11 protein-coding genes are annotated in these 10,401 nt (G+C 66.8%); 5 read left to right on the top strand and 6 right to left on the bottom strand.

Annotation, left to right across the window (positions count from 1 at the left end; genetic code table 11):
- Positions 1-164 precede the first annotated feature (164 nt).
- The 3 genes from A6723_RS24615 to A6723_RS24605 are packed head-to-tail and all read right to left on the bottom strand — an operon-like array spanning position 165 to position 2,118.
- Entirely contained in the window at positions 165-1,151 is a 987-nt protein-coding gene (locus A6723_RS24615) for a TauD/TfdA family dioxygenase (RefSeq protein WP_054907075.1), read from the bottom strand.
- Positions 1,152-1,173: 22 nt separating this feature from the next.
- Positions 1,174-1,896: a thioesterase II family protein gene (locus A6723_RS24610; protein ID WP_054907076.1), complete on the bottom strand. Its 723-nt coding sequence runs from the start codon at positions 1,894-1,896 to the stop codon at positions 1,174-1,176.
- A gap of 3 nt (positions 1,897-1,899) precedes the next feature.
- Positions 1,900-2,118: an MbtH family protein gene (locus A6723_RS24605; RefSeq protein WP_054907077.1), complete on the bottom strand. Its 219-nt coding sequence runs from the start codon at positions 2,116-2,118 to the stop codon at positions 1,900-1,902.
- A gap of 348 nt (positions 2,119-2,466) precedes the next feature.
- On the opposite strand from A6723_RS24605, the gene A6723_RS24600 reads away from it, so the two are divergent.
- Entirely contained in the window at positions 2,467-3,003 is a 537-nt protein-coding gene (locus tag A6723_RS24600) for an RNA polymerase factor sigma-70 (RefSeq protein ID WP_054907078.1), read from the top strand.
- Between the two features lie 3 nt (positions 3,004-3,006).
- Here the strand turns inward: A6723_RS24600 and A6723_RS24595 are convergent, their stop codons facing one another.
- The gene (locus tag A6723_RS24595; protein WP_054907079.1) at positions 3,007-3,807 is read right to left on the bottom strand and encodes a helix-turn-helix domain-containing protein; all 801 of its coding nucleotides are present in this window, start codon (positions 3,805-3,807) and stop codon (positions 3,007-3,009) included.
- A 280-nt stretch (positions 3,808-4,087) separates the two neighbouring features.
- Between A6723_RS24595 and A6723_RS24590 the strand changes: the two genes are divergently transcribed.
- Positions 4,088-4,981, top strand: a complete 894-nt coding sequence (locus tag A6723_RS24590; protein ID WP_054907080.1) for a DMT family transporter — start codon at positions 4,088-4,090, stop codon at positions 4,979-4,981.
- Between the two features lie 11 nt (positions 4,982-4,992).
- Here A6723_RS24590 and A6723_RS24585 read toward each other — a convergent pair whose 3' ends face one another.
- A complete protein-coding gene (locus A6723_RS24585; protein WP_054907081.1) occupies positions 4,993-6,051 on the bottom strand; it encodes a nitronate monooxygenase family protein in 1,059 nt (352 codons plus the stop codon).
- Between the two features lie 114 nt (positions 6,052-6,165).
- On the opposite strand from A6723_RS24585, the gene A6723_RS24580 reads away from it, so the two are divergent.
- Entirely contained in the window at positions 6,166-7,038 is an 873-nt protein-coding gene (locus A6723_RS24580; protein ID WP_054907082.1) for a LysR substrate-binding domain-containing protein, read from the top strand.
- Positions 7,035-8,201 (top strand): YbfB/YjiJ family MFS transporter, encoded by a 1,167-nt coding sequence (locus tag A6723_RS24575; RefSeq protein ID WP_082450497.1) that lies wholly within the window; start codon positions 7,035-7,037, stop codon positions 8,199-8,201. Before A6723_RS24580 ends, A6723_RS24575 begins: the two co-directional genes overlap by 4 nt.
- Positions 8,202-8,278: 77 nt before the next feature.
- Here the strand turns inward: A6723_RS24575 and A6723_RS24570 are convergent, their stop codons facing one another.
- Entirely contained in the window at positions 8,279-8,719 is a 441-nt protein-coding gene (locus A6723_RS24570) for a carboxymuconolactone decarboxylase family protein (RefSeq protein WP_054907083.1), read from the bottom strand.
- Positions 8,720-8,866: 147 nt separating this feature from the next.
- Between A6723_RS24570 and A6723_RS24565 the strand changes: the two genes are divergently transcribed.
- Positions 8,867-10,300: a PLP-dependent aminotransferase family protein gene (locus tag A6723_RS24565; protein WP_054907084.1), complete on the top strand. Its 1,434-nt coding sequence runs from the start codon at positions 8,867-8,869 to the stop codon at positions 10,298-10,300.
- Positions 10,301-10,401 lie beyond the last annotated feature (101 nt).

Raw genomic sequence — 10,401 nt, 5'->3', positions numbered from 1 at the left:
CCGGCGCTGGACGCTGCCCTCTCCCCCCGCCCTCTCCCTGAAGGGAGAGGGAGCTATCTGTGTCGGCTGCTGGAGCCGGCTTACTTCTGGTACTTCCGTAAACGCCGATCGGTCCCCTCTCCCTCTGGGAGAGGGTTAGGGTGAGGGCGCTATCCGCTCGGCGTTCAGGCTTGTGCGTCAGCCCCATGCCCCTGCGCCATCGCGACAACGACCTTGCGCGGCCCGCTGAACGGCGAGCGCGCATGCGCCGCCAGCATGTTGTCGAGCATCAGCACGTCACCGCTGTACCAGGGGAAGCTCACCTTGGCCTCCTCCAGCACGCCGCGGACTTCGTCGAGTACCGAGGGTTCGATGGGGCTGCCGTCGCCGTAGTAGACGTTGCGCGGCAGGTCTTCCTCGTCGACGATTTCCAGCAGGCTCTCGCGTACTTCCGGTGGCAGGTTGGAGACGTGGAACAGGTGCGCCTGGTTGAACCAGACCCAGTCGCGGGTGACCGGGTGCTGCGCGACGGCCTGGCAGACCTGGCGAGTGCGCAGCTCGCCGTCTTCCTTCCACTCCCAGCCGATCTTGTGAGCCCTGCAATAGGCCTCGACCACGGCCGGGTCGTCACTGTTGAACACCTGATCCCAGGCCACGTCCAGGCCGTTGCCGAAGTTGCGCGTGTACATCAGCCCGCGCTCGGTGAAGCGGCGGCGGATGCCTTCATCCACCCGGCGGTAGATTTCACGGCTGTCGGCGATGGGGGTTTCGCCGCCGCTCTGCGCGGCCTGCACGCAGTAGAACCAGATTTTCATCGGCCACTCGCGGGTGTAGGCCTGTTCGTTGTGCAGCGGGATGTGCTGGTGCGGCGGGTATTCGGTGGAGGTGTACACGCCGCTGGTGACGTTGCTGCGCGGCGTAGAACCGAATTCGTAGTTGAGCAGCGGGTGGCCGAAGCCGGCGGCGAACTCGCGGAAGCGCTCCGCCGCACCGACCTGGAAGCCACGGAAGAGAATGCCGGCGCACACCGGCAGGCGCTCTTCAATCAGCGGGCGCAGTTCGGCCAGGGCATCGAGCAGGTCGATACCCTCGCCGCGCGCCTGCACCAGCAACGGCAGGCCGCCGCGCGCTTCAACCAGGGGAGCGATATCGAACAGAGTGGAGGTAGGCATCTGGATTCTCCGCGAGGGGCACTCAGGCCAGCGCTGCGCTGGACGGTTTCCCCGGTTGCTGCAGGCGGCCGAGCATCAGTTCGAGCAGGCGCGCCTCGTCGGTGTTGATGAAGAAGTGGCCGCCTTCGAGCATCTCCAGGGAGAAACCGGCGCAGGTCTCGTCCTGCCAGGCCGACAGCGACTCGACCGAAAGCCGGTCGCCCTTGCCGCCGAACACATGGATCGGACAGGTCAGCTGCGGGTGCCGGCGGTAGTCGTAGCGGCCGCAGAGGAGGAAGTCGGCGCGCATCACCGGCAGGGTCAGGGCAAGCATCTCGGCATCGGCGAACACCGCCGCCGAGGTACCGCCCAGCCGCTGCATGCGTTCGATCAACTGCGCGTCGCTCTGCTCCTGGGCCAGTTCACGATGGCTGTCGCGGCGTGACGGCGCAGAGGCGGCCGAGGCGAACAGCGCCTGCGGCAGCGGCAGGCCGCGCTCGCGCAGGGCATGGGCCAGTTCGAAGACCAGCAGGCCGCCGAGGCTATGGCCGAACAGCGCGTAGGGCTGGTCCAGGCGCCCGGCGATCTCGTCGGCCAGCTGGCCGGCCAGCGCGCGCAGGTCGGTCTGCAGGCTTTCGGCGAAGCGCCGGCCGCGGCCGGGCAGCTCCACCGGGCAGACCTCGATCCACTCCGGTAACTGGCGCTTCCAGCGTGCATAGAGCATGGCGCTGGCGCCGGAGTACGGCAGGCAGAACAGACGCAGCACGGCTCAGTGCCCCGCTGCCTGGCCGTCCATCTTCTGTCGCAGGCTCAAGGGGCGCATGTCGGTCCAGTTCGCTTCGACGTAGGCCAGGCAATCGGCCTTGCTCCCCTGCTTGCCGGCTTCGCGCCAGCCGGCCGGGACTTCCTTGTAGTCCGGCCACAGCGAGTACTGCTCTTCGCCATTGACCAGCACCTTGTAAACCGCGTCTTCGCGATCGAAAGCCATTGCTCTTCTCCTCTCTCCAGATGGCGATGCCGGCGCTGGGCCATTACCCAGTTTTTCCAGCTCTGCCATGAAGACGAGGGAGGCAATGAAATAGTTAGTGTTCTCGGATGCGATTAATTCTCATAAGATATGCACCGGCGAAATTTCCTGGCTTGTCCTTCACCTGTAAGTCGAGAGTTCTGACGAATGGATGCGAACGAAAAATCTTCACACTCGTGTGGGAACCCTGTTCCAGAGCGAGTGTCGGACTCTTCCGAATAAATTGATAATAATTATCATTTGATCTAGATTGACCGCCTCAACCCATGTGGACGTCCCCGCCTCCGCCGCCGCATAGGAACACCTTGCATGTCCAAGCCAATGCCCGCCGAGTCGCGCCCCGCTCTCCACGAGCTGTTCGCCACCCACCGGCAGACCTTCATCAATGCGGCCGCACGCATCCTCGGCTGCCGCAGCCATGCCGAAGACGTGGTGCACGATGCGTACATCAAGCTCAATGCGAGCGACCTCACCCCCGGTATCCAGTCGCAGAGCGGCTACCTGATGCGCGTGGTGCGCAACCTGGCCATCGATCTCTATCGCCGCCAGGCGCTGGAGAAGCGCTACTCGGGTAGCGAGGAAGAAGGCATGCACATCGCGACGCCGTCCGCGTCACCGGAAATGGAGCATGAGGACCGGCAGACCCTGGAAGCCATCTCCAGCGCGCTGCAGACGCTGCCCGAGCGCACCCGCTACGCCTTCGAGATGTACCGCCTGCACGGCCGCACGCAGAAGGAAATCGCCGAGGAACTGGGCGTCTCCCCGACCCTGGTGAACTTCATGGTGCGCGACGCGCTGATCCACTGCCGCAAGACCCTCAAGGGCCTGGAAGAAGGCCGCGGCTGATGCTCAGCCTTCCGCCGCCAGGGCGCGGAAGGTCGAGCGATACTGCTCCGGCGTGGTGCCCGACAGCCGCCGGAACATCGCGATGAACGCCGAGGGGCTGCTGTAGCCCAGGTTGAAGGCGATCTGCTGCACCCCCTCTCCCGATGCCAGCGCCTCGATGGCGGCGAGAAACCGCAGGCGCTGGCGCCATTCACCAAAAGACATTCCCAACTCCCGCTGGCAGGCCCGCGCCAGGGTGCGCTCGGTGCTGTGCACGCGCTCGGCCCATTGCGCCAGGGTGCGGTTGTCGCCCGGTTCAGCCTGCAGCGCAGCCAGCACTTCGCCCAGCGCACCGCCATTGGCGTAGGGCAGGTAATCGTCGTGAGTCTGCGCGGCCTGCAACTGATCCATGACCACTTCGGCCAGGCGCTGATCGGCAGCGCTCTGCGGGATGTTCACCTGGCGTGCGGCGAAGTCGGAGAGGATCGCCTTGAGGATGTCGCTGATCGCCAAGGTGCAAGGGGACTGCGGCAACTTGCTGGCTAGCTCGGCAGACACGTAGAGCGAGCGGTAGACGATGGCCTGGCGGTTGTAGCAGCTGTGTAAACGCCCCGGCGGCACCCACACGGCGTACTGCGGCGGCGAGAGGAAGCGCTGACCGTCCACTTCCAGTTCCATCACCCCGTGGGACGCGTAATTGAGCTGGCCCCAGGCGTGGCGGTGGCTGGGCGAGTGGGTACCGGCATCGAACTCGTCGTAGCGGAAGTACAGATCGGCCGGCAGCCGGTCGATGTCAGGAAGGGGAAGCGGCAATACGCGGGTCATGTCCGAAAGCCGGGGTGGATTGTCCGGTTTTCATTATACGTCTCGATTCGGACGAGCGGACAATGGCAGTCGATTGTGGAGCACCCTCTCCCCAGCCGTGGCTACGCGCCCCGCTCCAAAGGGAGAGGGGGCCGTTCGGAGTGCAGCGCCACAACAGAGTCAGCCGGCGAGCACCGAATCATCCGCGCGCGCCAGACAGTCCCCTCTCCCTTCAGGGAGAGGGTGACGGAGAGGGGAAAAAACCCCGCGCCAAACCAAAACCTGAGACTTGCAAGAACCCATGAATTACCTGTTCCCCCTGCTGGCCGTGGTCATCTGGTCCGGCAATACCGTCGTCAACAAGCTCGCCGTAGGCCAGATCGCCCCAGCGGAAATCGGCTTCTTCCGCTGGCTGCTGGCCGGCGCGCTGCTGACGCCTTTCCTGCTGCGCGCCACCCTCGCCCATTGGCCGGTGATCCGCGCCAACCTGGGCAGGATCATCACCCTCGGCCTGCTCGGCATGGCGGTGTACCAATGCCTGGCGTACTACGCCGCCGCGCTGACCTCGGCGACCAACATGGGCATCATCCTGTCGCTGATGCCGCTGATGTCCCTCGCCCTGGCGTCGATCCTGCTGCGCCACAAGATGAGCGCTGCCGCGCTGCTGGGCGCGCTGGTGTCGCTGGGCGGTGTGCTGCTGGTAATCACCCAGGGCAACCCGCGACAACTGATCAGCCACGGCGTGAACCTGGGCGACGGCATGATGATCGTCGCCACCCTCGCCTACGGCGTCTATGGCGTGCTGCTGAAGAAGTGGAATCTGCCGCTGCCGCCACTGCTGACGCTCTATCTGCAGGTGCTGGTGGCCATCGTTGCGCTGGCCCCGCTGTATATCTCTTCGCCGCACCACGGCCTGACCACGGCCAACCTGCCGCTGGTGCTGTATGCCGGGCTGCTGGCCTCCATCGTTGGCGCGCTGGCCTGGATGCAGGGCGTGCAGCGCATGGGGCCGAGCCGCATGGCGCTGTTCTTCAACCTGCTGCCGGTGATCACCGCCGCCATCGCCGCCGTGGTGCTGGGCGAGCAGTTGACCAGCTACCACCTGATCGGTGGCGCGCTGATCCTGGGCGGCGTGCTGCTGGCAGAACTCTGGCGGCCGCGGGAGAAACCCGCTGCCGCTGTTGGCGCCCGCTGACTCGGATGCTCCTACAGATTTACGCCGGAGCGGAACTCGGCCATGAGAGTGGCCACCAGCTCCGCCGCCGACATCTCCCGCGACAGCGGCGCGCCCTGCCCAGCCCATTGCACGGCAAAATCGCTGTTGCCCTTGGCGGTGGCTGCGGCGGTCAACGCCTTGGCGGCGTCATAGGTGATGGGGTAATCCGGCAACGCCGGCGCATCGGCCCTGCCCACGTCGGTGAACAGCCGATTCACCATCCCGCGAGCGGCGCGGCCGGAAATCGCCGCCGTCACCTCGGTGTGTTCTCCTCGTTCACCACGTAGGGCTGCCTTGAATGCGGCGTTGGCCGAGGACTCATTGGCGGAGATGAATGCCGTGCCCATCTGCACGGCCTGGGCGCCCAGTTCGAACACCGCGCGCATGCCCTGCCCATCCATGATTCCACCTGCCGCGATCACCGGCAGGCCTGTGCCTTTCACCAGCGTGCGGACCAGCGCGAAGGTGCCGATACGGGCGTCCTTCTCCGGCTCGAACACGCCCCGGTGACCACCGGCCTCATAGCCTTGCGCGACGATCACATCGATGCCCGCCGCCTCGATGGCGCGGCCCTCTTCCAGGCAGGTGGCAGTCGCCAGCAGACGGATGCCGGCGGCCTTCAGGCGATCGATCCAGCTCTGCGGCGGCAGGCCGAAGTGGAAGCTGACCACGGCCGGGCGCGCCTCGATGAGGAACTCCAGCATGTCCGGATCGGCCAGGAAGCTGCGATAGATCTCGGTGATCTGCTGCGGCGGCTGCGCATCGAACTCGGCGAACAGCGGGCGCAGGTGCTCCAGCCAGGCCGCCTCGCGTGCCGGATCGGCCACCGCCGGGCGGTGGCAGAACAGGTTGAGGTTGAGCGGCTTGTCGGTCAGCGCGCGGGTCTGCTCCAGCAGGGCGCGGGCCTGCGTCGCGTTGCTGGCGCCCAGGCCGATGGAACCCAGCCCGCCGGCATTGGAAACCGCCGCGGCCAGCGCCGGGGTGGACACGCCAACCATGGGTGCCTGGATGATGGGGAGCTGGATGCCGAGCAGATCGGTGATGCGCATGACGGGGTCCTCAACGTCAGGGGCGGCGAAGTCGCCGTTTGGCCTGTGATGGCTTGACTTAAAATCTCATAAAGAGAATATTCGTCGCAACATATTCTCTATTGAAGATTAATCATGGATCTCTCCAGCCTGGAAATCTTCCGTTGCGTGGCCGAGGAACAGAGCGTCACCCGCGCCGCGGCCCGCCTGCAGCGCGTGCAATCGAACGTCACCACGCGCATCCGCCAGCTTGAGGAAGACCTTGGCGCGGCGCTGTTCCTGCGCGACGGCAAGCGCATGACGCTGACCGACCAGGGCCGCGACTTTCTCCGCTACGCCGAGCAATTGCTCGCCCTCGCCACCGAAGCCCGTCAGTCGCTGCACCCGAGCAGCGCCACCGGCAGCCTGCGCCTGGGCAGCATGGAGGCCGCCGCCGCCAGCCGGCTGCCGGAAATCCTGGCGCGCTTTCACCGGGCCTATCCCGACGTGGAGTTGCACATCACCACCGGCCATAGCCAGAAGCTGATCAATGAAGTGCTGAACCGCCAGCTCGACTGCGCGCTGATCTCCCATCCGGACATCCTCCACGCCGAACCCGGCTTCGAATCGCTGCTGGAGCGCGGCCTGTGCGCCGAACCGGTGTTCCGCGAGGAGTTGCTGCTGGTGCTGCCGGGCGACCATCCACCGGTAACCCGACCCGAGGATGTGCAGATCCGCACGCTGGTGGGCTTCGCCCGCGGCTGCACTTACCGCCAACTTCTGGAGCGCTGGTTGAAGGGAGCGTCGCTCGCCGTGCAGGAAGTCGGTTCGTACCATGGCATCCTCGCCTGCGTTAACGCCGGCTCCTGTTTTGGCGTGCTGCCTCGTTCAGTGCTGGAGCTGCATCGGGATATGCCGGCCCTGCAGGTGGTGCCGCTGCTGGAAGTGGACACCCTGCTGATCTGGCGCGAAGGCTATGCCACCGGCGCCTTCCAGCGCTGGCGGGAAGCCCTCGAGGCACGCCCGTGAGCCGCACCCGCCGCCTGCCCGCGGCGCTGTCGGCAGCACTGATCCTTGCCGTGGGCATGGGCTTTGGCCGGTTTGCCTTTACCGGGCTCTACCCGCTGATGGTGCGCGACGGCGTGCTCAGCGTCACCGGAGGCTCGCTGGCGGCCTCGGCCAATTACGCCGGCTACCTGCTGGGCGCGCTGCTGCTGGCGCGCAGCCACGAACGACATGCGGCACGCATTTGCCTGATCGCCCTGGTCGGCACCTTGGCCGCCCTCGCCGCCATGGCCATTCCGGCACCCGTCTGGTTTGCCGTCGGCGTGCGCCTGCTGGCCGGCGTGCTCACGGCCATGGTGCTGGTCAGCGCGGCGCAATGGCTGTTGCAGAGCATGGGCGAAAGCCATGGCGCACCAATGATGTTCGCCGGCGTGGGCGTCGGCATCCTGGTCTCGGCGGAACTGATTGCCGCCGGCAACGCCTTCGGCCTGGGCAGTGCCGCGATCTGGTGCGTACTGGCGCTGGCCGGGCTGGTGCTGTCGCTGCTGGCCACCCCCGCGCTGGGCCGCGCAGCACCGACTGCGCCGCAGCAGACAACGAACGGTACGGGGCCAATGCCCGAGCTGTCCGCGTTGATCATCCTGCTGGTCTACGGCCTGGCCGGCTTCGGCTACATCATCACCGCCACCTACCTGCCATTGCTGATGAAGAGCGGCCTGGGCGCCATCGACCCGCTGCAGGTCTGGGCCGCCTTCGGCCTGGGTGCGGCACCGTCGTGTTTCCTCTGGCATCGGCTGCACGTGAGGCTCGGTGGCCGTCGCGCATTGGCGTTGAACCTGCTGGTGCAGGCCATCGGTGTGATGCTGCCGGCACTGGGCGAGTCGGCCTTCCTTTATCTGGGCAGCGCGGTGCTGGTGGGTGGCAGCTTCATGGGCACCGTGACCATCGCCATGCCGGCGGCCCGCGCGGTGGCCGCGCAGGTGCGCTTCAACATGCTGGCGGCGATGACGGCGCTGTATGGCGTCGGGCAGATCGCCGGGCCACTGGCCGCCAGTGCGTTGCGCGGGTTGACCGGCAGCTTCATTCCGGCCCTGGGCGCCGCCGCCAGCGCCCTGCTGATCGGCGCGCTGTGCTGCCTGCCACTGCGCCGCACGATATCCTGCAGGAGCGAGCTTGCTCGCGAATAGCCTCAACACTGCCGCTGCCGGGAACTCCTTTCGCGAGCACGCTCGCTCCTACATAGAGCAGCCGACGTCGCGCCTGTTCAGGCCGGCGGCTGCTGGCGGAAGGACACGCCCAGACGATTCCACACGTTGATGGCGCCGATGGCCACGGTGAGGTCAACCAGTTCGCGTTCGCTGAACTGCTCGCGGGCGAGCTGGAAAACCTCCAGCGGCACTTTCGACTCGGACAGCAGCGTCACCGACTCGCTCCAGGCCAGCGCGGCGCGCTCACGCTCGGTGAAGAACGGCGATTCACGCCACACGCTGACGGCGAACAGGCGGCGCTCGGTCTCGCCATTGCGGCGCGCCTCCATGGCGTGCATGTCGGCACAGAAGGCGCAGTTGTTCACCTGCGACACGCGCAGGCGCACCAGTTCCAGCAGTGGCTTCTCCACCGACAGCTCGAAGATGGCGGCTTCCAGCGCCAGCACTGCCTTCAGCGCTTCCGGCGAGGCAGTGTAGTAATCCAGACGCGGCTCCATGACGGGAACTCCAGACGATGACCCGGCCATTGTGCGCCGGCGCCTCGCCCCGAGAGGTGGCCAATCCGCGGAAATTGCACCGCGCAACTTCACCACGGCCAATGCCGGCGCTACGCTTGCGCGACCGCCCTGCCCCGGAGTTCGCCCTTGGAGCTGCACCTGATCATCCACGGCCAGAAAGATCTCGCCGGGCAACTCTATCGCCAGCTGCGCGAAGCCATCGACTCCGGCCGCCTCGCCGCCGGCACCCGCCTGCCGCCCAGCCGCCTGCTTGCCGAGCAGTTGGGTATCTCGCGCAAGACCATCTCCGACACCTACGCCCAGCTCACCTATGAAGGCGTGCTGGTGGGCAAGATCGGCAGCGGCACCTTCGTCAACACGCACCTGCCGCGGCATGACCGGCGCCAGGATGGCGTGCGCTTCGCCAGCCAGGAAAACATCGAGCGCTGGTGCAACCTCGACACCCGCCTGCGCCACCCCGGCGCCACCGGCACGGCGAAGGCCGACTTCATCGGCGGCGCCACCACCCAGTTGCAGTTCCCCCAGGAAGAATGGCGGCGCTGCGTGAACCATGCGCTGCGCCAGATGGCCGGCATGCGCGGGCACTACAGCGCCCCCGAAGGCATCGCGCCGTTGCGCGATGGCATTGCCCGGCACATCTCCTATGCACGCGGGGTGAACTGCCAGCTGGACGATGTGATGGTCTGCAATGGCGCGCAGCAGGCGCTGGACCTGCTTGCCCGCATCATGCTGCGGCCGGGTGACAAAGTCGCGATGGAAGACCCCGGCTATACCCCGGCGCGGCTGATCTTCCAGACCCTGGGGGCCGACGTGGCCAGCGTGCCGGTGGACGCCGAGGGCATCTGCGTCGACCTGATTCCTGAAGGCACGCGGATGATCTACACCACCCCGTCGCACCAGTTCCCGCTGGGCATGCCGATGAGCCCGGCGCGCCGCGAGGCGCTGCTGGCGCGGGCGCTGGAGCTGGGCGCGCTGGTGATCGAGGACGACTACGACAGCGAGTTCCGCTACGAAGGCCGGCCCACCGATGCGCTGCAGAGCCTCGACCGTCACGGCGTGGTGGCCTACATCGGAACGTTCTCCAAGGTGCTGCTGCCGGAGCTGCGCCTGGGTTACCTGATCCCGCCGCCCAGCCTGTTCCCGGCGCTGGTGCGCGCCCGGCAGATCAGCGACTGGCACAGCTCGACCCTGCCGCAATGGGCGCTTTCCAAGTTCATCGCCGAAGGCTACCTGCTCAAGCACATCCGCCGTTGCCACGGCATCTACGCCGGGCGCCGCGAACGGATCCTCGCGCGGCTGACCGGCGACCTGGCGCCCTGGCTGGAGGTGGTGCCCTCGGTGGCCGGCTTCCACCTCACCGCGCTGCTGCGCCAGCCAACCAACGTGGCGCTGCTCACCGAACTGGCGCGCAAGGTCGAAGTCGGCCTCTACGGCCTGGCGCCCTTCCACCACCAGGTGCCGGTGCGCGACGGCCTGCTGCTGGGCTTCGGCGCCATCGACACGCTGGATATCGACCCGGCGCTGGACAAGGTGCGCGACCTGTTGCAGCAGTTGGCCTGAGCCATACCATCATGCCCAGCGAGCGTAGGAGCGGACTCTGTCCGCTCCTACGCACAGCCCCCTCACATGCTGGGCCTTTGTAGGAGCGAGCTTGCTCGCGA

Source organism: Pseudomonas sp. AU11447, assembly GCF_001672555.2.
In the GTDB taxonomy this organism is placed as follows: domain Bacteria; phylum Pseudomonadota; class Gammaproteobacteria; order Pseudomonadales; family Pseudomonadaceae; genus Pseudomonas; species Pseudomonas nitroreducens.
This window is presented reverse-complemented; position numbering and strand designations above follow the sequence as displayed.

Bases quoted from the DNA above. Each gene is read 5' to 3' on its own strand.
- A6723_RS24615 (WP_054907075.1), bottom strand. From the start codon at position 1,151: ATGCCTACCTCCACTCTGTTCGATATCGCTCCCCTGGTTGAAGCGCGC.
- A6723_RS24605 (WP_054907077.1), bottom strand. From the start codon at position 2,118: ATGGCTTTCGATCGCGAAGACGCGGTTTACAAGGTGCTGGTCAATGGC.
- A6723_RS24600 (WP_054907078.1), top strand. From the start codon at position 2,467: ATGTCCAAGCCAATGCCCGCCGAGTCGCGCCCCGCTCTCCACGAGCTG.
- A6723_RS24595 (WP_054907079.1), bottom strand. From the start codon at position 3,807: ATGACCCGCGTATTGCCGCTTCCCCTTCCTGACATCGACCGGCTGCCG.
- A6723_RS24590 (WP_054907080.1), top strand. From the start codon at position 4,088: ATGAATTACCTGTTCCCCCTGCTGGCCGTGGTCATCTGGTCCGGCAAT.
- A6723_RS24585 (WP_054907081.1), bottom strand. From the start codon at position 6,051: ATGCGCATCACCGATCTGCTCGGCATCCAGCTCCCCATCATCCAGGCA.
- A6723_RS24580 (WP_054907082.1), top strand. From the start codon at position 6,166: ATGGATCTCTCCAGCCTGGAAATCTTCCGTTGCGTGGCCGAGGAACAG.
- A6723_RS24570 (WP_054907083.1), bottom strand. From the start codon at position 8,719: ATGGAGCCGCGTCTGGATTACTACACTGCCTCGCCGGAAGCGCTGAAG.